The sequence below is a fragment of the Streptomyces sp. NPDC001617 genome, from assembly GCF_053596855.1.
Window position 1 is genome coordinate 233620 of sequence record NZ_JBSFHA010000001.1, and the last position, 22633, is coordinate 256252.

General features: G+C 71.2%; 22 protein-coding genes. 15 read left to right on the forward strand and 7 right to left on the reverse strand.

What is annotated here, in order from left to right:
• Positions 1-30: 30 nt before the first annotated feature.
• Positions 31-672, forward strand: a complete 642-nt coding sequence (locus ACWC09_RS01145) for a cutinase family protein (RefSeq protein WP_450847243.1) — start codon at positions 31-33, stop codon at positions 670-672.
• Positions 673-734: 62 nt separating this feature from the next.
• Here the strand turns inward: ACWC09_RS01145 and ACWC09_RS01150 are convergent, their stop codons facing one another.
• Together ACWC09_RS01150 and ACWC09_RS01155 are read right to left on the reverse strand one after the other, a co-directional pair.
• On the reverse strand, positions 735-2453 hold the full coding sequence (locus tag ACWC09_RS01150) for a hypothetical protein (RefSeq protein ID WP_450847245.1): 1719 nt from the start codon (positions 2451-2453) through the stop codon (positions 735-737).
• 122 nt (positions 2454-2575) lie between these two features.
• Positions 2576-3796 carry an acyl-CoA dehydrogenase family protein gene (locus ACWC09_RS01155; protein WP_450847247.1) on the reverse strand — a complete coding sequence of 407 codons (1221 nt, stop codon included), beginning with the start codon at positions 3794-3796 and terminating at the stop codon, positions 2576-2578.
• Between the two features lie 118 nt (positions 3797-3914).
• Here ACWC09_RS01155 and ACWC09_RS01160 point away from each other — a divergent pair, with 118 nt between their 5' ends.
• The 7 genes from ACWC09_RS01160 (at position 3915) to ACWC09_RS01190 (ending at position 11475) form a co-directional block, all read left to right on the forward strand.
• Positions 3915-4751 (forward strand): enoyl-CoA hydratase/isomerase family protein, encoded by an 837-nt coding sequence (locus ACWC09_RS01160; protein ID WP_450847248.1) that lies wholly within the window; start codon positions 3915-3917, stop codon positions 4749-4751.
• 71 nt (positions 4752-4822) lie between these two features.
• Entirely contained in the window at positions 4823-5455 is a 633-nt protein-coding gene (locus ACWC09_RS01165; RefSeq protein ID WP_450847250.1) for a hypothetical protein, read from the forward strand.
• Complete coding sequence (locus ACWC09_RS01170; RefSeq protein ID WP_450847252.1) at positions 5452-8049, forward strand: putative PEP-binding protein; 2598 nt, start codon at positions 5452-5454, stop codon at positions 8047-8049. The genes ACWC09_RS01165 and ACWC09_RS01170 overlap by 4 nt, the downstream gene beginning before the upstream one ends.
• Positions 8046-9164 (forward strand): acyl-CoA dehydrogenase family protein, encoded by a 1119-nt coding sequence (locus ACWC09_RS01175; RefSeq protein ID WP_450847254.1) that lies wholly within the window; start codon positions 8046-8048, stop codon positions 9162-9164. The genes ACWC09_RS01170 and ACWC09_RS01175 overlap by 4 nt, the downstream gene beginning before the upstream one ends.
• 18 nt (positions 9165-9182) lie before the next feature.
• Positions 9183-9602: a Zn-ribbon domain-containing OB-fold protein gene (locus ACWC09_RS01180; RefSeq protein ID WP_450847255.1), complete on the forward strand. Its 420-nt coding sequence runs from the start codon at positions 9183-9185 to the stop codon at positions 9600-9602.
• The gene (locus ACWC09_RS01185) at positions 9599-10753 is read left to right on the forward strand and encodes a thiolase family protein (protein WP_450847257.1); all 1155 of its coding nucleotides are present in this window, start codon (positions 9599-9601) and stop codon (positions 10751-10753) included. The genes ACWC09_RS01180 and ACWC09_RS01185 overlap by 4 nt, the downstream gene beginning before the upstream one ends.
• A gap of 44 nt (positions 10754-10797) precedes the next feature.
• On the forward strand, positions 10798-11475 hold the full coding sequence (locus ACWC09_RS01190; protein WP_450847259.1) for an SDR family NAD(P)-dependent oxidoreductase: 678 nt from the start codon (positions 10798-10800) through the stop codon (positions 11473-11475).
• 6 nt (positions 11476-11481) lie between these two features.
• On the opposite strand, the gene ACWC09_RS01195 is transcribed toward ACWC09_RS01190, so the two are convergent.
• Complete coding sequence (locus ACWC09_RS01195) at positions 11482-12141, reverse strand: TetR/AcrR family transcriptional regulator (RefSeq protein WP_450847261.1); 660 nt, start codon at positions 12139-12141, stop codon at positions 11482-11484.
• 144 nt (positions 12142-12285) lie between these two features.
• On the opposite strand from ACWC09_RS01195, the gene ACWC09_RS01200 reads away from it, so the two are divergent.
• Positions 12286-12897 carry a TetR/AcrR family transcriptional regulator gene (locus tag ACWC09_RS01200; protein ID WP_450847263.1) on the forward strand — a complete coding sequence of 204 codons (612 nt, stop codon included), beginning with the start codon at positions 12286-12288 and terminating at the stop codon, positions 12895-12897.
• A gap of 140 nt (positions 12898-13037) precedes the next feature.
• Here ACWC09_RS01200 and ACWC09_RS01205 read toward each other — a convergent pair whose 3' ends face one another.
• The 4 genes from ACWC09_RS01205 to ACWC09_RS01220 form a co-directional block, all read right to left on the reverse strand.
• Positions 13038-14447 (reverse strand): 2-oxo acid dehydrogenase subunit E2, encoded by a 1410-nt coding sequence (locus tag ACWC09_RS01205; RefSeq protein ID WP_450847264.1) that lies wholly within the window; start codon positions 14445-14447, stop codon positions 13038-13040.
• A gap of 3 nt (positions 14448-14450) precedes the next feature.
• Positions 14451-15476 carry an alpha-ketoacid dehydrogenase subunit beta gene (locus ACWC09_RS01210; RefSeq protein WP_450847266.1) on the reverse strand — a complete coding sequence of 342 codons (1026 nt, stop codon included), beginning with the start codon at positions 15474-15476 and terminating at the stop codon, positions 14451-14453.
• Positions 15477-15481: 5 nt separating this feature from the next.
• Entirely contained in the window at positions 15482-16492 is a 1011-nt protein-coding gene (locus tag ACWC09_RS01215; protein ID WP_450847268.1) for a thiamine pyrophosphate-dependent dehydrogenase E1 component subunit alpha, read from the reverse strand.
• Positions 16493-16610: 118 nt separating this feature from the next.
• A complete protein-coding gene (locus ACWC09_RS01220) occupies positions 16611-17057 on the reverse strand; it encodes a VOC family protein (protein WP_450847270.1) in 447 nt (148 codons plus the stop codon).
• 292 nt (positions 17058-17349) lie between these two features.
• Here ACWC09_RS01220 and ACWC09_RS01225 point away from each other — a divergent pair, with 292 nt between their 5' ends.
• From ACWC09_RS01225 to ACWC09_RS01250, 6 genes are read left to right on the forward strand one after another with little or no spacing between them, the layout of a single operon-like run.
• Positions 17350-18618, forward strand: coding sequence for an aromatic ring-hydroxylating oxygenase subunit alpha (locus ACWC09_RS01225; protein ID WP_450847272.1), 1269 nt, complete (start codon positions 17350-17352; stop codon positions 18616-18618).
• The gene (locus ACWC09_RS01230) at positions 18615-19439 is read left to right on the forward strand and encodes an SDR family NAD(P)-dependent oxidoreductase (protein WP_450847274.1); all 825 of its coding nucleotides are present in this window, start codon (positions 18615-18617) and stop codon (positions 19437-19439) included. The genes ACWC09_RS01225 and ACWC09_RS01230 overlap by 4 nt, the downstream gene beginning before the upstream one ends.
• A gap of 32 nt (positions 19440-19471) precedes the next feature.
• The gene (locus ACWC09_RS01235; RefSeq protein ID WP_450847276.1) at positions 19472-21205 is read left to right on the forward strand and encodes a PEP-utilizing enzyme; all 1734 of its coding nucleotides are present in this window, start codon (positions 19472-19474) and stop codon (positions 21203-21205) included.
• Between the two features lie 29 nt (positions 21206-21234).
• Positions 21235-21747: a pyridoxamine 5'-phosphate oxidase family protein gene (locus ACWC09_RS01240; RefSeq protein WP_450847278.1), complete on the forward strand. Its 513-nt coding sequence runs from the start codon at positions 21235-21237 to the stop codon at positions 21745-21747.
• Positions 21748-21804: 57 nt separating this feature from the next.
• Entirely contained in the window at positions 21805-22257 is a 453-nt protein-coding gene (locus tag ACWC09_RS01245; RefSeq protein WP_450847280.1) for a nuclear transport factor 2 family protein, read from the forward strand.
• A gap of 36 nt (positions 22258-22293) precedes the next feature.
• A complete protein-coding gene (locus ACWC09_RS01250; protein WP_450847282.1) occupies positions 22294-22608 on the forward strand; it encodes a putative quinol monooxygenase in 315 nt (104 codons plus the stop codon).
• Positions 22609-22633 lie beyond the last annotated feature (25 nt).

Here is a 22633-nt window from a genome sequence, read left to right on the forward strand (position 1 = left end):
CGCAACGCGCCCGACCCGCAAAGGATCCCCATGCGTATCCGCTTGTGCCTCGCCACGCTCTCCCTGGTCGGCGGGGCCGGACTCACCACCCTCTCGGCGCCCGCCGCATCGGCGGCGACCTGCTCGGACATCGACGTCGTCGCGGCGCGCGGCACTTTCGAACCGGGCACCCTCGGCGCGATCGTCGGCGACCCGGTGTATTCCGCGCTGCAGCAGAAACTGACGGGCCGGAATCTCTCCAGCTACAAGGTGAACTATCCGGCCGACCTCTCCCTCACCTCGGCCGCACAGGGAAACGCGGACCTGGTGAACCACGTCAACAGCCAGGCCGCCGCGTGTCCGAACCAGCGTTTCGTTCTCGTCGGCTATTCGCAGGGCGCGAATGTCGTCGACAATTCCATCGGTATCAGCAGCGACGGCGCGGTGGTGGGCAGCCCGATCGTGGCCACCATTCCCGCCGCACTCGCGCCCAGGGTCGCCGCGGTGCTCCTGTTCGGCAACCCGATCCGGGCCCTGGGCAAGAGCGTCACCGGCACCTACCAGAGCCGCACCATCGACTTCTGCGCCCAGGGCGACCCGATCTGCGAGAACGGCGGTGACGACGTCCTGGCCCACCTGAGCTACACCTCGGACGCCGGCGCGGCGGCCGACTTCGCGGCGACCAAGGTCTGACGACCGACGTCAGGGGCCCGGGAGGCGATCCTCCCGGGCCCCTGACTCATGCGCTCTGCCGATTACTGCGGTGTCCGGGCGAAGCGCGCGAGGTTGGTCGAGACGGGTTCGGGCTGCCCGTTGTTCTGCACGGGCGCGGCGGTGAGCACGTCGAGGTGCTGGTAGCCGTCGGCGACCACGGGATGCAGGTCGGCGGGGATACGGCCGGCCAGCAGTCCGTCGCCCGCGAGCACGGTGAGCGTCGGATTCGCGGTCAACCCGTCCGGATGCACGACGAGTTGCTTCACCTGGGGCGAGGTGGCCAGTTCGATGTCGGTGACCAGCTTCGTCGGGAAGTACTGCTCGGTGAAGTCCAACGGCTGCCGGGCCAGGCTGCGGGCCAACTCCTGGATGTCGGTGACCTCTTCACCGGCGTTGGTGAAGGGCGTGCCGTCGGAGGAACGGTGGCCGGGGTCGTCCGAGGCGCCGACACGGTCGTAATCGCGCCATGTGTAGAGCGGGCCGTGGGGCTGGGCCGGGATGGCTTTGTACCGGGTGCCGAACAGCGCCGGTTGCCCTGAACTGCCGTTGGCGGCGGGGAAGTTCTTGTCGATGATCGGCCCGCCGTCGAAGAACCCGACACTGCTCTGCAGGAAGGCGAGGGGTACGGAGTTGTCGTCCAACAGGGCGCCGAGGACTGCCGCGTTGGTCAGCCGGAAGTCCTTCACCGTGGGTGAGCCGGTGAGGAAGGTGGCCGCGTCCTTGGAGAACAGGAAGCGGTTGGTGGCCTCGATGTTGGTGTTGGCCGGCAGATAGCTCGGCAGATCGGACTCGCCGTTCGGATCCTGTACGGCGCCCACCCCGGCGATGGCCAGCAGGGTCATGGTCTCGGGGTTGAGCAGGACCGGTGCGGAGAGCGAACGCGGGAGCACTCCGCTGTCGAGGCCGGCCTGGACGACGCCGTAACCGAGGCCCACGTCGGGCAGGTCGGTGTCGTCCGGGATGCTGCCGCTGAGGTCGGCGAGCGAGGTGGAGACGGTGGTGTCGAGGGCGAAGTAGCCGGCGCACTGGTTGTATCCGGCGTCGGTGGTGGTGGGGTCGCCGTCGAAGTCGGCGGCCGCGAAGTACCCGGTGATCACACCGCCGAGCGAGTGCCCGCCGCACAGCACCTTCCGCTTGCGCAGGCCCTGGTCGGGCAGCTCCGCGGTGAGCAGGTCGTACTGGTCGCGCACGGTCTGCTCGATGCCGAGCTTCGCCATCCAGCCCAGCTGGTCGTTGCCGGCGAAACCGGCGAAGGTGCGGCCGTCCACCGGCTTGCCGCGGTAGTAGTAGTCGACGGCGGTGTGCTCGTCGCCGGAGTCGACGCCGGTGTGGTCCTCCAGGCAGTTGGAGCGCCGGTCCAGGGCCCAGAACTCGATGTGCCGCCCCTGTTCGGCGGCGCGGGCCACGGTGTCGCGGGCGACGCTGTCGAAGGCTCCGGCGCCCTCCAAAATGCCCGGCTGGGCGACCAGGATCCGGTCCGCTTCGGCCGAGGCGGCCGGTCCGTCGGAGGAGCGGTAGCGAAGGTACGACAGCCAGTCGCACGCCGCCGGATGCGCCCCGAAGGACGCCGGCAGCGGCGCCTTCACCCGCACCACCGACTCGGTGACCCCGGCGACCGCACTCACCGGCGTCTCCGTCCGCGCGTTCTCTCCCTGGGCGTCCGGGGCCGCCACGGTGAGCGTCCCGGTGGTCAGCAGCACCGCCAGCGCGACGGTCCGCAGGGCTTTCGGGGTTCGTCCCTTGCTGCGACTCGTGTTCATAGCCGGACGGTAGGGCCGCGTGGGCCGTGCGGTCGGACAGTGCTCACAAAGACTCAGCTCCTGGTGCCGCGTTTGTCACCAGCAGCGGACACCTGCGAGTGAGGCCAGGACAGTCGACGTGGTCAGGAGCCGTCGGCGGCACCCGTGCGCGGCTGTCGGTAGGGCCGCACCGCGCGGCGCGCGATGGCGAAGCGGTGCGTCTCCGACGGGCCGTCGTAGATCCGGAACGGCCGCACCTCCCGGTACAGACGGGCCAGCGGGGCGTCGGCGGCCGAGATGCCGAGCGCTCCGCAGATCTGCACCGCCCGGTCGACCACCCGGTTCACCGCCTCCGCCACGAAGGTCTTGGACACCGAGCTGAACTGCGAGGCGGCGGCGGAGCCGGTGTCCAACTCCCAGGCGGTACGCAGGATCAGCGCGCGGCTCGCCTCGATGTCGATCTCGGAGTCGGCCAGCATCTGCTGGACCATGCCGAGGTCTCCCAGCACCGAGCCGAACGCGGTCCGGCTGCCCGCCCGCTCCAGTGCCACGTCCTGGGCGCGGCGCGCGGCTCCCAGCCAGCGCATGCAGTGGGTCAGCCGGGCGGGACCGAGCCGGACCTGGGCGCCGTCGAAACCGCGGTCCACCGCGCCGAGCACCTGTTCCTCCCCCACCTCGCACCCCTCGAAGACGATCTCGCTGTGCCCGGCGAAGAGCGACTCGTCGAGGGTCTCGATGTTCCGGACGATGCGCATGCCAGGAGTCCCGGCGTCGACCAGGAACATGGTGGCGCCGCCCGGGTCGCCGGGGCTGCCGGAGGTGCGAGCCATGACGATCGCGAAGTCGGCTCCGTCGGCGCCGGTGATGAACCACTTGTGGCCATCGATGCGCCAGCCGCCGGGAACCCGGGTCGCGGTGGTCCGCAGGGAGCGGGGATCGGCGCCCGCTCCCGGGGCCGGTTCGGTCATGGCGAAGCAGGAGCGTGCGTCGCCCGCGGCGAGCGGACGCAGGTACTTCTGCTTCTGCTCTTCCGTGGCCACCTTCTCCAGCAGGTGCATGTTGCCCTCGTCCGGGGCCGCGCAGTTCAGCGCCAGCGGTCCGAGCAGCGAGTAACCCGCGGCTTCGAACACCAACGCCTGTCCGCGCAGGTCGAGCCCGTGGCCGCCCCACCGCGTCGGCACATGGGGAGCGAACACACCCGCCTCACGCGCACCTTTCTGCAGGGCTTCCCGCAGGGCCTCGGGAGCGTCGTGCACGGACCCGCCGCACTCGCGCTCGGCCGGGATCACCACCTCGCGTACGAACTCGGCGGTGGACGCGGCGAGTTGGGCAACAGGTGGATCGACATCGAACTGGATGGGCACGGGACCTCCCGCCGACGGGCGTACGGGCATCGGCGCCCGTCGCGTCCTAGAAACTGTACAGCGTCTTCAGTATCTTGCCGGGAGGCACCCGGTGACGGGAAGACGACAGGAGAAAGTCATGAGCCTCCCCGCGAGCACCGAGCCGGTCCGGATCGTGCGCCACCCCGACGGTGTCGTCGAGGTGAGGCTGGACGATCCCGGGCGGGGCAACGCCCTGGACCTCAGGACCGCGCAGGCACTGCGGGACACGACCGCCGAGGTGGCGGCCGACCCGGGTGGCGCGGTCCTGCTGCGGGCGGCGGGCGGCAGCTTCTGCGTGGGCGGTGACCTGCGCGCCTTCGCCGGTCGCGGCACGGAGACCGGTGCTTATGTGCACGCCGTGGCGACCGCCGCGCACGCCGCGATACAGGCTCTGCACGACCTGCCGGTACCCGTGGTGACCGCCGTGCGCGGCGCGGCCGCGGGCGGTGGGATCGGCCTCGCCCTCGTGGGTGACATCGTCCTGGCGGCCCGGTCCGCGCGCTTCCGACTGGCGTACACGGCGATCGGACTCACGCCGGACTGCGGGGCCTCATGGTTCCTGCCGCGCCTGGCGGGCCCTCGCCTGGCGACGGACCTGATCCTCACCAACCGGGTCCTGACCGGCGACGACGCCGAACGGTTGGGCCTGGTCTCCCGGGCCGTGGACGACGAGGAACTGGACGACGCGGCGCACCGGACCGCCGCCGGTCTGGCCGCCGGCGCCGGTGACGCGCTGCGCGCCGCCAAGGGGCTGCTGCGCACCGGCGCCGGGGAAGAGCTGCGCCGTCACCTCGCCGAAGAGGCGCGGCTGATCGCCTTGCTGGCGGACGGCGGGGAGGCACAGGACCGCATGGCGTCGTTCCTGGCCGCCCGGGGCCGCTCGAAGGCGGGCGACAGCGGGACCGGCGCCAGGGAATCCCAAAGTGTTTCTTGAATCCCTCTTCACTAACACCCTGCCCTGAGCGTAACCTCCGGGCAACACAGAACCGAGGAAAAGGTGTGGCGATGCAATCTGCTGCCGTGGACCTTCCGGACGCTCCCGACGAGACCCTCACCGAAGCCGTCGTCGACCTCGTTCTGCGTGGCATGTGGCGCGGCCGGCCGGAGTCCGAGCACCGCCCCCTGGTCGACGCGGGGCTGGCGATGGTGAAGGGTCCGGTGGTGCTGCCGACCGAGCGTGCCAAGGCCGCCGCCTCGCGGATCCTGCGGGTTGCCGCGGGATCCGAGCAGGAGGAGCGGATCACCGCGGCGTACGAGGCCTTCCTGCCGGTCAACCGGAAGATCCGCGACGTGTGCACGGCATGGCAGTGCCACCCCGACGGCACCGCCAACGACCACTCCGACAGCGGCTACGACGCCGAGGTGCGCGAGTCGCTGGAAGACGTGCACGAGGCCATCCAGCCCGTGCTGCGCAGGCTGGAACGGGTACTCGCGGGCAGCGGACGCTACCTCACGGCCCTCGAGGAAGCCCTCGACCACTTCGACGAGGGCGCGCTGGAGTGGCTGGCCTCGCCGCTGTGCGACTCGTACCACACCGTGTGGATGCGGCTGCACCAGGAACTGCTGCTGGTGCTCGGCATCAGCCGGGCCCAGGACGAGGCCCGCGAAGAAGAGCTGGTCACAAGGAGCCGGGGTTGAGCGTCACCGATCGCGAGGCGGGCCCGCTCGCACAGTCCGAGGCTCCCCACACACCGACCGAGACACCCGGCCGACGCCTGGTGCCCTACGGGCAGGGCCGGATCCGGGGCCTCGACGCCGGCGAACTGGGCGCGCACGGTGCGGCGATGGACCGGCTGGTGGCCCTCGGGCTGCCGGTCGTGCCGGGCCTCACCGTGCCCGCCGGCGCCTCCGCGTCGCTGTGCGAACCCGACACCGCGAGATCCGCCCTGGACCTGGTCGAACAGCTCGCGGGACGGCGCATCGGCGACGCGACCCGGCCGCTGCTGGTGCGTCTGTCGGCGAGCGCTCCGACCGAGATCGCCGGGCTGCCGCCCGACCTGGCCTGTCTCGGCGTGACGCCCGGCAATGCGGGCGACCTGTGCGCCGTCATCGGTCACGCGGAGGCGTTGCACGAGGTGTGGGCCGCCACCGTGCGGATGATCGCCGAGTACGCCCTCGACGTCCCGGGCGCGGTGCTCGACGACGCCCTCCTCGACACGCCCGAGCCGCGGGCACGGGTCGAAGCACTGCTGGCGCTGGTGGCACAGCACGGTTCCGGGCCCTTCCCCGACGACCCGGCACAACAGCTCGCGCTGGCCGCCCGCGCCCTCCTCGGCCGATGGGACTCGCCGCGTGCGAGAAGGTCCCGCCGGGCCCAGCGGCTCCCCGCCGATCTCGCCGTCGCCCTGCACGTGCAGGCACTGCGCATCGGCCCGGCGGACCACTCGGGTCACGGCACGGCGGTCAGCCGCCACCCCGAGACCGGGCGCCTCTCCCCGCAGGGCTCCTTCTTCCGTGGAGTGCGCCGCAGCGCCCCGCCGCCGCCCCACACCGGTGAACCGCTGGAGCGGCTCGCGGGGGGAACCGCGCTGCTGGAGCACTCCCTGCTCACCCTGGAGCGTCATCTGCACGCGCCGGTGTCCGTCGACTTCGAGGTACGCGACGACGAGATCTCCCTGCTCGCCGCCTCGGCGCAACTGCGCCCGCCGCTTCGGGCGTCGGTGTGTCTGGCCGCGGACCTGGCCCGGGACGGGGCGCTCGGCCGCGAGGAGGCCGTACTGCGCATCACCCCCGCGCAGGTGCAGGAACTGCTGCACCCCCAGCTCCGGCTGACCGGCGGGGAGGAACTCCTGGTGAGGGGGCTGCCCGCATCTCCAGGGGCGGCGACCGGAGCGGTCGCGCTGTCCAGCGAGCGTGCCCTCGAACTGGCCGCGGACGGTGCTCGGGTCGTGCTCGTGGCTGCCGAGACGAACCCGGCGGACGTCCCCGGGATGCTGGCCTCCGTCGCTGTGCTGACCGGCAGCGGCGGCATCGCCTCGCACGCGGCCGTGGTCGCGCGGGGCGCCGGCAAACCCGCGGTGTGCGGCGCCGAGGGGCTGCGCGTGGACCGGGCCGCCGGGACGGTGCGGATCGGGGACCGGGTGCTGCGCGAGGGCGACCCCGTCTCTCTGGACGGCCGCACCGGCGCCGTCTACGCGGGGACGCTGAGCGTCAGCGTCGCCGGACCGCCGCCCGAACTGTCCACCCTGCTGGAGTGGGCGGACGGCATGCGCCGACTGGGCGTGCGGGTCAACGCCGACACGGCCGCGGAGGTGAGCACCGCCGTCGCCCTGGGCGCGGAGGGTGTCGGGCTGTGCCGTACGGAGCACCAGTTCCTCGGCGAGCGGCTGCCGCTGATCCGCCGGGTGATCCTGGCCGCCGACCCGACGGCCCGCGACGAGGCCCTGCTGGCGCTGGAGCACGCCCAGCACGAGGACTTCAGGGCTCTGCTGGCAGCGGTCGGAAACCGGCCGGTGACCGTGCGTCTGCTGGACGCCCCGCTGCACGAGTTCCTGCCCGCCCCCGGACAGTCCCTGGACGCGGGCGAGGAGCAGCGGGCCGCCGCGCTGCGCGAGGCGAACCCGATGCTCGGGCTGCGCGGGGTGCGGCTGGCGCTGCTGCACGAGCGGCTCTATCCGGCGCAGGCCGAGGCGCTCTTCACCGCCTGGGCCGATGTCGCCGCGACCGGAGTCCGCCCGGAGCTGGAGGTGATGATCCCGCTCGTCAGCCTGCCGGAGGAACTGGCCGCCGCGGCCGCGTACGTGCGCGGTGCCGCCGACGCGGTCGCGGCCCGCACCGGAGTGGAGGTCCCGTACCGGCTCGGCACGATGATCGAGACGCCGCGGGCCGCACTGCTGGCCGGCGAACTCGCCGAGCACGCCGAGTTCTTCTCCTTCGGCACCAACGACCTCACTCAGCTCACCTACGGATTCTCCCGGGACGACGTCGAGCGCCAGGTGCTCGCCAACTACCAGGAGCGCGGGTTCCTGAGCGCCAGCCCGTTCGCCCGGCTCGACCCGCACGGGGTGGGCGCCCTGATCGACCTGGCGGCACAGCGGGCGCGGAGCGTACGGCCCGCCATCAAGCTGGGCGTGTGCGGTGAGCACGGCGGTGACGCGGAGTCGATCGCGTTCTGCGACGGCCTGGGCCTCGACTACGTCTCGTGTTCCGCGCACCGCGTGCCGGTGGCCCGGATGGCGGCCGCGCACAGTGCCCTGCGGGAGCGGCGCGACGAGAGCGGGAGCACACGATGACGAGCACCATGACGGACGGCGCCGCCCTGTCGGAGACCGAGCTGGACGACCTGCGCGAGACCGTTCGGTCGGTGTGCGCGGACGCCGGCGGGACCGCCGCGGTACGCCGGATGTCCGAGGAGGCCCCAGGCATCGACGCCGCGTTGTGGGACGCCCTCGGCCGGCAGGTCGGCCTCGCGGCCCTCGGGCTGCCCGAGTCGGCCGACGGCATCGGCGGGCTGGCCGAGATCGCCGTGGTCTGCGAGGAGTTGGGCAGGACGCTGGCGCCGGTACCGCTGCTGTCCTCCACCGTGCTGGCCGGCCAGGTGCTGGCCGGCTGCGGCACCGCCGACAGGGCGCTGGCCGAACTGGCCGGGGGCGCGGTGCACGCCCTGGCGGTGGCGGCCCCCGACGGAACGTGGCGTTCCGACGCCGTGCCGGTCGCCGTCTCCTGGCAGGGCAGCGTGCCGCTGCTCGACGGCACCGCGCCGTTCGTCCTCGACGGCGCCGACGCCGAAGCTCTGGTGGTGGCCGCGGCCGGCGCCGACGGCGTGGACCTCTTCCTCGCCGACCCGCGCGAGCCGGGGGTCACGGTGCGCCGGGTGCCGACCCTGGACCTCAGCCGGGGCCAGGCGGTGGTCACCTTCTCCGGTGCCCGGGCCCGGGCGCTGACCGCCGGCGGCGAGGGGGCGGACGTCGTCTCCCGCGCCCTGGACGTGGCCCTGGTGGCTCTGGCCGCCGAGCAGCTGGGCGGAGCACAGGCCGCGTTGGACATGACGGTGGCCCATGTGCGCGACCGTACCCAGTTCGGCAGGGCGATCGGCGGCTTCCAGGCGGTCAAGCACACCTGTGCCGACATGCTGCTCCAAGTCGAGGCCGCTCGGTCGGCCGTGGTGCGCGCGGTGCGGGCGGCCGACTCGCCCGAGGCGCTGGCCGAGGCGGCGGCGGTGGCACAGGCGTGGTGCGGCGAGGCGTTCGTCTCCGTCGCCGCCGAGTGCGTGCAACTCCACGGCGGCATGGGCTTCACCTGGGAGCACGACGCGCATCTGTACTTCCGGCGCGCCCAGTCCGACGCCGTCCTGCTGGGCGGCGCCGCACACCATCGGGAACGGCTGGCCGAGCTGCTGGGCTGGTGACATGGAAGGCGAAAGAGCATGACCACCAGACTCATCGACGAGTCCTTGTTCGACGACGGGGATCCACTGCGTCTCGCGGGGGCCCGCTGTTCCGCGTGCCACACCGTCGTCTTCCCGAGGCAGAACTCGTGCCCCAAGTGTCCGGACGGAGCCATGTCCACGCAGGTGCTGCCGGTGACCGGGCGCGTCTGGTCGTGGACGCTCCAGGCGTTCCCGCCGAAGCCGCCGTACCGACCGCCGACCGGCGGCCACAAGCCGTACCACGTGGGCTATGTGGACCTCGGTGAGGTGCTGGTCGAGGCGCTGCTGGCGGTTCCCCGCGCGGAGATACGGATCGGTCTGCCGGTCCGGCTCACCACGGTGCCCGCGTACCAGGACGAGGACGGAACCGAGGTTGTGACCTTCGCGTTCCGTCCGGACCTGGGCGGGGAGCGATGAGGCGGACCGACGAGGTGTACGTGGTCGGGTGCGGGATGCATCCCTTCGGCCGCGACGAGAGCGTCACCGGCATGGACATGGCCGAGCGTGCGATACGCGAGGCGCTGGCCGACGCCGGTGTCGCCTGGGAGGACATCGGCTACGCGGCCGGCGGCTCCGACGTGTCCGGAAAGCCCGACACGCTGGTGGGCCGTCTTGGCCTGACCGGTGTGCCCTTCGTCAATGTGCAGAACGGCTGCGCGACCGGTGCCTCCACCGTGCTCGCGGTGGCCAGCGCGCTGCGCGCAGGCGAGGCCTCCCTTGGGCTGGCGGTCGGGTTCGACAAGCACGAGCGGGGCGCGTTCCACGTCTCCGCCGCCCGCTACGGTCTGGGCGACTGGTACGCCGAGACCGGCATGATGCTCACCACCCAGTTCTTCGCCCTCAAGACCCGGCGGTATCTGTACGAGCACGGGATCTCGGAGCGGGCGCTGGCGATGGTCGCCGCGCGGGCCTTCCGCAACGGCTCGCACCATCCCCTGGCCTGGCGGCGCAAGCCGCTGACCGAGCAGGAGATCCTCGACTCCGCCGAGGTCAGTCCCCCGCTCACCCAGTACATGTTCTGTTCGCCCGGACAGGGGGCGGCGGCGCTGGTGCTGGCGCGCGGCGACCGCGCCTTCGACCTGTGCGAACGGCCGGTGAAGCTGGCGTCGTTGGCCTTCCGGACGCGGCGGTTCGGTTCGTTCGAGGTGTTCTCGCCCTGGCTGCCTCCGGGACCGCACCACAGCCCCAGCGTCGACGCCGCGGAGGCGGCCTTCCGCGCGGCAGGGGTGCGGCCCGCGGACGTACAGGTCGCCCAGTTGCAGGACACCGACAGCGGCTCGGAGCTGATCCACCTGGCGGAGACCGGGCTGTGCGGTCACGGCGAGCAGGAGGAGCTGCTGTCCGCCGGGGAGACCGATCCGACGGGCCGGATACCGGTCAACACCGACGGCGGCTGTCTGGCCGGCGGAGAGCCCGTCGGCGCCTCGGGTCTTCGGCAGTTCCATGAAGTCGTACGGCAGTTGCAGGGACGGGCGCCCGGTGTGCAGGTGCCGGGTGCCCCCCGGGTGGGCTTCACCCATGTGTACGGGGCGCCCGGGATCAGCGCGTGCTCGGTTCTGACGGTGTGAGAGGCGGCGGGCGAAACATGCGGCACGGCGGGAGAACAGCGCTGGTGACGGGCGGGGCACGCGGCATCGGCCTGGAGATGTGCCGACAACTCGCCGACCAGGGGCTGCGGGTTCTGGTCGGAGCGCGAGGACGGGAGGCAGCCGAGGAGGCGTGCCGCGTCATCGGCCCGGCGGCACTGCCGCTGGCCCTGGACGTGGCGTCCGCGAAGAGCGTCACCGAAGCGGTTCGGGAGGCGACGGGGCTGACCGGCGGGATCGACGTGCTGGTGAACAACGCGGGCGTGTCCCTGGACCGGGAACTGCGGCCCCCGTACGTCGATGAGGACATCCTGCGGGCGACCCTGGACACGAACCTCACCGGCGCCTGGCGGGTGGCGGAGGCCGTCGTCCCGGGCATGGTGGAAGCCGGCTACGGGCGGGTCGTGAACGTCACCAGCTCCTACGGTTCGCTGGCGCTGATGGACTCCGGCAGGCACCCCGCCTACCGGATCTCCAAGGCGGCGCTCAACGCCCTGACCCGTATGCTCGCGGCCGAACTGGCGGGCACGGGCGTCCTGGTCAACGCCGCCGATCCCGGCTGGACCCGCAGCGGTATGGGCGGCCCGTCCGCCCCGCGCGGCCCGGAGGAAGGGGCGGACACCCCGGTCTGGCTGGCGACTCTTCCCGAGGGCGACGAGACGACGGGCGGGCTGTTCGCCGACCGCAAGCCACTGCCCTGGTGAACCGCCTCAGGTCCGGGACGGGGCCGGCTTCTCCGCGTCCGCGGCGCCGACGATGCGCAGCGCCAGCGCCCTGACGGCCTCCAGCACGGACCCGGAGGGCAGCTGGGACAGCGGTCCTCCCTCCGCCCGCAGAGCGGTGACGAGCACGGTCGTACTGATCAGTGTGCGGACGGCGAGCGCCTGCCCGGCGTGCCGGGCCTTCGCCGCGCGGGGGCTGCGGGTGGTGCCTTCGGGCAGATAGTCGTAGCCACGCTGGATGTGCCGCTGTTCGAACTCGTCCCGCAGCACCTTGACACTGCCGTTGGCGGAGGCGACCTGGACCTGGTACAGCCGCGCCTCGTCCGGGTTCTGCTCCACCCAGTCCCACACCGCGTCGATGACGCGGACCAGGCCCTCCGCGTCGCCCGGCTCGGATTCCGGACGCGCCGCCTCCACCACGGCGTTCAGCTGGTCGAAGACCCGTCGCATCGCGAGTTCGAGCAACTCCTCTTTGCCATCGAAGTGGTAGTAGACGGCGGTGGGCACCACCTGTGCCTCGTCCGCGATGTCCTGGATGCTGGTCTCCGTGAATCCGTTGCGGCCGAACACCCGCACGGCGGCGGAGATGATGTGCTGCCGCCGCGAGGGCCGGTGGGCGGGCTGCTTGCCGTTCTTCGTGGTGGCCATCATGCTCCCTGCCGGCTGCCGTGAAGGCGTGTCTGTGGGCCCTGCGTACTGACCATCCTATCCAGTAACTCCGATCGCCCGTCAGCATAATTCCCTGCTGTGTATGTGCCTCTGGAACGTCGAGGTCCCGGCATACTTGACACCATGACGACTTCCGGAACTCGCGCCGCTCACCGTCCGTCGCGCAAGCAGTGGGTGATCGACGCGGCCACGGAACTGTTCGCCACGCAGCCGCCGGACGAGGTGACGGTAGCCGACATCGCCGCTCGTGCGGAGATGACCTCGGCAGCGGTGTACTACCACTTCTCCTCCAAGGACCAGGTCCTGGCGGAAGGTATGCGGATGTTCGCCGCCGCGCTGCGCGAGCAGTTGCAGGCACTCACCGAGGCCTACGAACCCGGCTCGGACATCGGAGCGGCCGTCACCACGCTGCTGGCCTGGCTGGGCGAACACCGGTCCGCCGCCACCGTCTTCTTCGTGTCGTCGGCCGGCATGAGCCAGGACGCGGAGGCACTGCGCCAGGAGAGCCGTGAGGAACTGCTGGACGAACTGGTGCGGCTGATCCACAAGGCCCGCGGATCGGTCTCCGACGCCGAGGCGGTGGTGATCGGCCTGGGCCTGCTGGCGCTGCTGGAGAACGCGGCGATCTCACAGGTCCGGGGCGACGACGTCTACCGGTCGCTGGGGCACCGCGCCTTCGTCCGCGAGGTCGGCAGCCTCGCGGGGCGGATCGCGGAACTGGTGGCGGCCGAATAGGTCCTCCGGCCGGAAGAGTGCCTCCGACCGGAACAGGACCCTCGGCCGGAAGAGTGCCCCCGACCGGAACAGAACCCTCGGCCGGAAGTCGTCCTCCGGCCGGAACAAGCCTTCCGGCCGGACGCGGGCCGGCACCGGGCTCAGACCAGCAGTCTGAGCGGCTTGTGCAGCAGCTCACCGACGGTGCGCAGATACTCGGCGGCGGGTGCCCCGTCGACGGCACGGTGGTCGAAGGTGAGGCTGAGGGTGAGCACCCGCGTCCGCAGCGGCCGGTCGTCCACCCACTCGACGCCGTCCCTGAGCCTGCCCACCCCAAGGATCGCGACGTTGCCGGGGTTGATCACGGGGGTGAAGAAGTCGACGCCGTATCCGCCGAGTGAGGTGACGGTGAACGTGGCCCCTTCCAGCTGTGCGGGGGAGATCCGCCCCTCGCGTGCAGCCTGCGCCAGGGACCTCGACCGGCGGGCGATCTCGGGCAGCGGCAGTGCCACCGCGTCCTCGATCACGGGGACCATCAGGCCGCCCGGAACGGCGACCGCGAAGCCGACGTGGACGTCGGCGAGCAGGTGGATGCCGTTCTCCCGCACCGTCGCGTTGAGCAGCGGGTGCTCGCGCAGGGCCAGCACTGCGGCCTTCATCAGGAAGTCGTTGATGCTGGGCACCGGCAGATCGCTGTCGGCCCACTCCTCCTTGAGCCGGTCCCGCAGGGACACCACGGAGTCCATCCGCACCTCGTAGCCGTGCGTCAGCTGCGCCATCTCCTGGAGGCTGGCGTGCATCCTTCGGGCGATGGTGCCGCGCATCCCGGTGAGCGGGAGGACGTCTCCCGGCCGGGGTGCGGAACCGCCACGGAGGGGCCCCGGCGCGGCGGCCGGGGCGGCAGCGTCGAGGTCGAGGTCGGACCTGCGGATCCGGCCGCCGGGGCCCGTGCCGTTCACCTCGGAGAGATCGATGCCCCGCTCCCTCGCCAGCTTGCGAACCAGCGGTGAGGCAGGAGTGACGGATCCGTTCGCCACGGTCACGGTGGGCGCCGGGGACGCGGCGGCAGCAGCCAGGAACTCCTCCACGTCCTCGGAGACGATCCGACCGCCGGGTCCGGTGCCGTGGACGCCGGTGAGATCGACGTCGGCCCCGGCCGCCACGCGCCGCGCGTTCGGTGAGGCCAGGAGCCGGCCCGAGGCACCGGGTGAGGCAACGGTGCCGTTGCTCGCGGGCATCGGCGGGGCGGCGCCCGCGGCTGCCGGCGACGCGGCGTCGTCACTGGTCCCGGGACCGGCGGCCGTCGGCGCTCCATCCGGCTCCGGTGGCTGCTCGCCCTCGGCCAGCAGCCAGCCGATGAGTGCTCCGGTCGGCACGGTGGTCCCGGCCGGGACCACGGGGTGGAACAGTCCCCCGGCTTCCGCCTCGACGTCCACATCGACCTTGTCGGTGGCCAGCCTCAGCAGCGCTTCGCCCTCCGCGACGGGGGCGCCGGTGGGCACGAGCCATTCGTCGATCGTGCCTTCCTGCATGGTCAGGCCGATCTTCGGCAGCAGAACCTCGACCGCCATCGGTCACGACCTTTCGAGGAGACGCCGGCAGCCCTGGGCGATCCGGGTGCGATCGGGCACGTAGGCCTTCTCAAGGACCGGGGAGAAGGGAACGGGTGAGAACGGGGCGCCGATGCGCAGGACCGGCGCGTCCAGGTAGTCGAAGGCGGCGTCCTGGATCTGGGCGGCTATCTCCGCGCCGAGCCCGCCGAAGGTGACGGCCTCATGCACCACGAGCACCCTGTTGGTGCGGCGGACGGAGGCGAACATCGTCTCGGTGTCGAGGGGCTGCACGGTGCGCGGGTCGATCACCTCGATCTCCACGCCCTCGGCGGCGAGTTCGTCGGCCGCCGCGAGGGCCTCCACCACCATGCGGCCCAGGGCGATCACGGTGACGTCGCCGCCCTGCCGCGCGGTGTGCGCCTGGCCCAGCGGGATGCCGTAGATCTCCTCGGGCACCTCGCTGCTGCTGCCGAGCAGGACCTTGTTGAGCATGACGACGACCGGGTTGTTGTCCCGGATGGCCGAGACGGTCAGGCCCTTGGCGGTGTACGCGTCGCTCGGCATCACCACCTTGAGGCCGGGCACGTGAGCCAGCCAGGCCTCCAGGCTCTGGCTGTGCTGGGCCGCGGCGCCGAGGCCCGCGCCGGAGGCGGTGGTGATGGTGAGCGGCACGGACAGCGCGCCGCCGAACATGTACTTCATCTTGGCTGCCTGGTTGACGATCTGGTCGAGGCAGACGCCGATGAAGTCCATGAACATGAGGTCGACGACGGGGCGCAGGCCCCGGGCCGCGGCTCCCACACCGAGGCCGACGAGGGCGGCTTCGGAGATCGGGGTGTCGATCATGCGGCGGGGGCCGAACTCGTCGAGGAGGTTGTCGAACATGCGGAAGACGCCGCCGTATCCGGCCACGTCCTCGCCGGCGACGAAGACGTTCTCGTCCTCGCGCATGGCCTGTGCCAGGCCCTCGTTGAAGGCCTTGACGTAGGTGAGCTTGCGGGACGTGGTGTCGGGAGCGGCGGCGGGCGCTTCGGAGATGGTGGTCATGGCGGTCATCCCGAGTAGACGTTGAGGAGCAGGTCGGCTGGGTCGGGCAGGGGGCTGGCCTCGGCGTAGGCGATGGCCTCGGCGATCTCGTCGCGGGTGCGCTGCCAGGTCTCGTCCAACTCGACGCGGGTGGCGGTGCCGTCGGCGAGGGCACGGGCTTCCAGCAGGTCGATCGCGTCGCGGGCCTTCCACTCCTCGACCTCCTCCTGCGAGCGGTACGGGTGACGCAGTCCCTTGACGCCCTGGTGGTCGTAGTAGCGGTAGGTCTTGGCCTCGATGAACATGGGGCCCTCGCCGGCCCGGGCGCGTGCGACGGCCTCGACGGTGGCCTGGTGGACGGCGATCGCGTCCATGCCGTCGACGATCACGCTCGGCATGCCGTAGGCGGCGGCCCGGTCGGCGACGTCGGTGATCAGCATGTGCTTCGACTGCGGGGTGAACTCGGCGTAGCCGTTGTTCTCGCAGATGAAGAGGACCGGCAGGCGCAGGATCGCGGCCATGTTGGCGCCCTCGTGGAAGGCGCCGATGTTGGTGGCGCCGTCACCGAAGAAGGTCACGGCGACGCTGTCCTCGCCCTTGTACCGGGCGGCGAAGGCGGCACCCACGGCGATCGGGACGCCCGCCCCGACGATGCCGTTGGCGCCGAGCATGCCGCGGGTGAGGTCGTTGATGTGCATGCTCCCGCCGCGGCCGAGGCAGGCGCCGGTCACGCGCCCGTACAGCTCGGCGTACATCTCGCGCAGGCCGACACCCTTGGCCACGGCGTGCCCGTGGCCACGGTGGGTGGAAGTGATCTGGTCGTCGTCGCGCAAGGCCGTCATGACGCCGGCGGCCACGGCTTCCTGACCGACGTAGAGGTGCAGGAAGCCGGGCAGCTTGCCCGCCTCCATGAGTTTGCCCGCCTCGGTCTCGAACAACCGGATGCGCACCATGCGCTCGTGCAGATCCCTGATGACCTGCGCGGATACCTGGTGCGCGGCCGGGTCGGCCGACTTCTTCGATGCCCTCTGAGCCATCGTCCGTCCCTTCGCCCCGAGCGAGGTGTAACCAGCGATCGGACTTTGTTGTGTCTGTCTACAGTAACTAGCAGGGGGCACCTTACTGAAGAGCTTCTCTAATTACTACGGGCAGGGCTCAACCGACTTCGAGGCCGCCGCCACGCCGGTCCACAAGCTCCATGGCATTACCCTCCGGATCAGCCCAAAAGCTGATCCGCCGGCCGCGCGCCGACACCACGACCGGCGACGACAGCGGCCTGGCACCGGCAGTCGGCAGCACGGCGACAAGGGGCGCGATATCGTCGACATGGAAGGTGAGGTAGGCCAGACCGCAGCGCTCGGCCAGCGGTACGACCGACGGGAACGACGCCGCACTCACCCGAGGGTGGATCAGCTTGATCCGGCCCCCGGACGGCACCTCGAGCCAGACGACGAGGAGCTGTCCGCCCAGTCCGGCCGGGCCGGCGATCGCCTGCGGGATGTGCGAGCGGTGCACGGGGACACAGCCGAGCACCTCACCGTAGAAGGACTCCATCACTTCCAGGTCCCGCACCACGACTCCCGCCTCGAAGGGCTGGGTCATCCGCGCCCCCCCGGGCATCTCGGCCGGACCGGCCGCCTCATCGACCACTGGGCCGCCTCTCCGTCAGCCAGCCACCATCTCATCCCGGTAGCTGGAGCCATTCAATAGAAAGATCCAGTCGAACTGAGCGTGACCCTGCCACAGAAGGCGGTTTGACCTGTGGAATGCCGCCGGGCGAAGTTCGGCACTTTCTATTGACACACAACACTAACTCCTGTTGTTGTGGCGGTCGCAGCGCAGCTGTAGCACCAGGACCCTTCACCAGCTCGCGGCTGGGAGGATTGAGGACATCGTGGTCCAGATCAATTCACCGGAGACGCAGGCGGCGGACGACGAACGTCCCCTGCCGCCCCCCACTCCGGAATACACCTCATGGATCGGCCAGGACCGCTCCACGGACGCCGCGGGCGTGGCGACGCGGCAGGACGCGGCCGAGCTCGCCGAGCGTGTCGTCGAGCACTACATCAACAACACCACGCACGAGGCCGAGGAGCAGTGGACGGAACCCGTCGACAACTACCTCGACGCCGACCGCTGGCTGCGGGAGATGGACGCCGTCCACCGGAGTGTTCCGCTGCCCCTGGCCATGTCGTCCGAGCTCCCCGGACCGGGCACCTACAAGGCGCTGGACGTACTCGGCGTACCCATCCTGATCACCCGGGACCGCAAGGGCGTCGTCCACGCGATGATCAACGCCTGTCGGCACCGCGGCGCCGAGCTCGTCGAGCCGGGCTGCGGCGTGGCGAAGCGGATCACCTGCCCTTATCACGCCTGGTCGTACGACCTGGCGGGCGAACTGCGGGGCGTGTACGCCGAGAAGACCTTCGGCGAGGTACCGCGCGAGAAGCGCAGCCTGATCCAGCTTCCCGTCGGCGAGCGCGCCGGCATCGTCTTCGTATCGCTGGATCCGGCCGCCGAGCACGACCTGGACGCCTGGCTGGGAGACCTGCAGCCGCTCCTGGAGGGGCTCCGCTTCGCGGACTGCCACCACTACGCGACCCGTGAGCTGACCAGCCCGAACTGGAAGGTCACCCTCGACGGGTACCTGGAGACCTACCACTTCGCCTCGCTGCACACGAAGACGGTCTTCGAGACGAACTTCTCCAACATGATGGCTCATGACACCTGGGGCCCTCATCAGCGCCTCGCTGCGGCCCTGCGGCCCATCGCCGACCTGGCGGAGCTGCCCGCGGAGCAGCGCGATCCGGGCGACGTCGTGGGAGCCATCTACTGGCTCTTCCCCGGTCTGGCCATCGCCGGCACCTGGCGCAACAAGATCGCCGTCTCCATCGTGATCCCCCGTACGGCCACCGAGTCGGTGACCCAGCAGATCATCCTGCTGCGCGAGCCGGCCGTCACCGAGGAGGAGCGCCACGCCGCCGACCAGTTCGGCGAGTGGTTCTACGAGGTGGTCCGCGACGAGGACTACGCGACCACCTACGGAGTGCAGCGGGGGCTGAAGGCCCTCGCCGGGACCGACTTCGTCTTCGGACGCAACGAACCCGGGCTCCAGCACTTCCACCGCACCATCCACCGCCTCCTGGACGAAGCGTCCAGATGACCAACCAACAACCCTCGCAGGAGAACAGCATGGTGGCTACGGGCAGCCTCGACGGACGTGTCGCAGTGATCACGGGCAGCACGCGCAGTATCGGCCGCGCCATCGCCGAGGCCTTCCTGGCCGACGGGGCAACGGTCGTGCTCAGCGGCCGCTCGGAGATCAAGGGCAAGCAGGCGCTGGAGGAACTCCAGGCCGGCGACAAAGCCGTCTTCCACGCCTGCGACTCGAGCAGCCAGGCGGACATCGAAGCACTCGTCGACTGGACGGTCGAGCGTTTCGGCCGACTGGACATCATGGTCAACAACGTCGGAGGCACCGAGGGCTTCGCGCCCGTCCACGAACTGAGCGACGAGGCCTGGCACAAGGCGCTCGACCTGAACCTCAACGCCTACTTCTACGGCACGCGCCGCGCGCTGAAGCCCATGCTGGAAGGCGGCTGGGGCCGGGTCATCAACATCTCCTCGGTCGAGGGCAAGCAGGCCAACAAGCCCGCGATCAGCCACTACATCACCAACAAGCACGCCATCCACGGTCTGACCAAGGCGACCGCCTTCGAGTACGGCACCCTGGGCATCACCTGCAACGCGATCTGCCCCGGCGCCGTCGACACCGACCTGATGCGTGCCGCGGGACCGGCAGCGGCCGAGGCCGAGGGCATCAGTTACGAGGAGTGGCTGGGCCGGTTCGCCGAGCACGCCGCCACCAAGAAGATCACGACCGTCGAGCAGATCGCGGGAGTCGCCAGGCTGCTGGCGAGCGACGCGGGCGCGGGCATCACCGGCACGCTGATCAGCGTCGACGGCGGAACGGCGCAGTGGTGAGCGGCGCAACGGACGGCGGGAGCCCCATCACCATGAAGCACTGGATCACCGACTGGCAGCGCAACGAACGACTGCCCCACTACACCCGGGCCAACGCGGGCGAGACCCTGCCGGAGCCGGCCAGCCCGCTGGGCTGGAGCCTGGTGTGGGGGCGCGGCCTGCAGGGCTGGCGCCGCGGCTTCCTCGACTTCAGCATCTACCGCGAGGAGGAGGTCGCCGGCCCCCGGCCTCCGTTCGTCGGGATCTTCGGCGGTTACTTCTACCTCAACCTCTCGCACCTGCGGCTGTTCGGCATCCGTATGGGCCAGACCGCGGCCGATATCGACGCGGCCTTCGTCGGCCAGCGCTCCGACACCCCGGTGTACGTGGCACATCCCGACGACCAGGACGCGGAGCTGACGGCCAAGGCCGGCGGGATCCTCCAGCAGATGCTCGGCCAGAGCGGCTACCCGGAGGGCGACGCCGACCATGAGCGGCTGCGCCGGATCCGCCGCGAGCGGCCCGACCTGACGCAGCTGTCCGCCGCCGAACTGGTGGCGCGTGCCCGCGGTCTGCTCGACGACGTCGAGACGACCTTCCAACGGCATGTCGAGTCGACGCTGCCCGCGTCGGTCGGACCGGCGATCCTCGGCCCCCTGTGCGCGAGCATTGATCGTCCCGGTGCGATGCTCGACCTCATCAGCGGGCTGGGGGACGTCGACTCGGCAGGCCCCTCGGCGGGCCTGTGGACGCTGTCCCGGCAGGTGGCGGCCTCCGCCGAACTGACGGCGCTGTTCGACCAGGGTCCGTCCGCTGTGGAGCAGGCACTCGAGGGAGCAACCGGGGACGTGAAGGCGTTCCGGGACTCGTTCGACGAGTTCCTCGCCGAGTCCGGCGACCGCGGCCCCAACGAGTGGGACATCCACGCGCTGTCCTGGGAGGCCGCCCCGATCCAGGCACTGTCCCTGGTGGACCGGATCCGGCACAGCTCCGACGGTGATTCTCCCGCCGCCCGGCACGAGCGGCTCACGGCACACCGTCAGGCGACGGCCGCGGAGGTGCGTGCCGCGCTTCCCGAGGACGCGCAGCCGATGTTCGACGCCGGAATGCACGCGTCCAACGTGTGGATCCCGGCGCGCGAGCGGACCAAGGCCAACTGCGTCACCGTCATCAACGAGATCCGGATGGCGATCCGCGAGCTCGGCCGCCGCGGTGTCGAGGCAGGACGCCTCGCGCAGCCCGAAGACGTGATGATGCTGCTGGACACCGAGCTCGACGACTATGTCGCCGATCCGGACCGCTTCGGCTCCGTCATCACCCAGCGGCTTCAGGAATACGACGAACTCCGGGAACTGGAACCGCCGTTCTTCGTCGCGGACGACGCCCGGACCGAGATCGACAGCTGGCCGCGACGCAGCGAGGAGCGCACCGCGGCCGCTGTCGGGGGCGACGTCCTCAAGGGCGTGGGCGGCAGCCACGGCACGTACACCGGCAGGGTGCGGGTGGTCACCGACCCGGCGTCGTGCGAGGCACTGGAGCCGGGCGAGGTACTGGTGGCGCCGATCACGGACGCTGCCTGGACTCCACTGTTCCTGGTCGCCGGAGCGGCCGTCGTGGATGTGGGCGCGCTCAACAGCCACGCCGTCGTGGTCTGCCGTGAGCTCGGCATCCCGGCCGTCATCTCCGTTGAAGACGGTACGCAGCGGCTGCGGGACGGCATGGTGATCACGGTCGACGGCACCAAGGGCACGGTCACCGTGGACAGCGTCCCCGCGGCGGTCCTCTAACCGCACCCGCGGAGGCCATGATGCGGCGGGTGACAGGATGGGAAGAGCTCGGCGGCTACCGCCTCGACGACGAGGACGCCGCCGAGCTCCTGGCCCGGCAGACGGAGTGCACCTTCGTATGGGCGGGCAGCGGCGGACACCCGATCGGGGCGGTCGTGAACTACCTCTTCCGGGACGGACGCTTCTGGGTGACCTCGACCGACCGGCGCCCTCGCGTCGCCGCCGTGCGTGTTGATCCGAGGGTCAGCCTCGTGGTCAGCAGCAAAGGGTCCGGCATCACCGAACGCCGATCGCTCACCTGCCGGGGTCTCGCGGTCGTGCACCAGGACCGGAAGACCAAGGACTGGTTCCTGACGGCTCTGGCGGCGGCCGTGCGTCCCGGGGATCCGGTCCGGCAGGCGGAGTTCGCCCGGCTGCTGGACTCCGAGGGGCGAGTGGTCATCGAGATCGTGCCGCAGCGGGTGACCGCCTTCGACGGTGCGAAGATGTGGGCGGCGGCCCCGCAGGCCCAGCCGGAGGCGTTCCCGACGACGCAGACCTGAGCCGGGGCCCGGACTCCGGGCCCCGGCCGGACGCGTCGCGACAGTTACGGAGAGGACATGCAGGATTCCGCCGGGCAGGTCCGCGCTCTGGCCGACCGAGTGGCGGTGCTCGACACCGTCCTCGCCTACGCCCACGCCCTGGACACCAAGGACTGGGCCGCCCTGCCCGCCCTCTTCACCGACGACGCCCAGGTGGACTTCGGCGGTCGAGCCGGCACGTCACGAGGCCCGGAGGAGATCGCCGAAGCGCTGCGGCGCCCGCTGCGGGAGCTCGACGGCTCGCTCCACATGGTGACCAACTCCGTGGTGCGCGTCAGCGGCGACACCACGACGCACCGGGCCTGCGTCTTCGCCCGGCACCTCCGCCGGGGCACACCGGGCGGGGATCTCTACGTCATCGTCGGCCGCTACGACGACCGGCTGCGCCGCACCGCGGACGGCTGGCGCTTCAGCCATCGGACGCTGACACGCACGTGGAGCGACGGCAACCCCGCCGTTCTCGTCGGCTGACGGCAACGACCCCTCACACCCATGGGAAGGACTGCTGTGTCCGAGGAAATCATCGTCGCAGGCTGGATGGACTACGAGCCCGCGGATCGCGACACGCTGCTGAAGCACCTCGTCGACGTCGGGAGGCGCACCCGGGAAGAGGAACCCGGCTGCCTGGACTACGCCATGACCGCGGACCCCGCCGACGAACGCCGGATCCGGGTGTTCGAGCGGTGGGTGTCCCAGCAGGCCCTGGACGACCACTTCACCACGGCGCACATCAAGGACTTCCGCGCGGCCGTGGCCGGGCTGAACCGGGTGGGTGTCTCCCTGGCGACGTATCGCGTCGCGGCGGCCAGTTCCATGCGATAGGCGTACACACAAAAAAGGGCGCCCG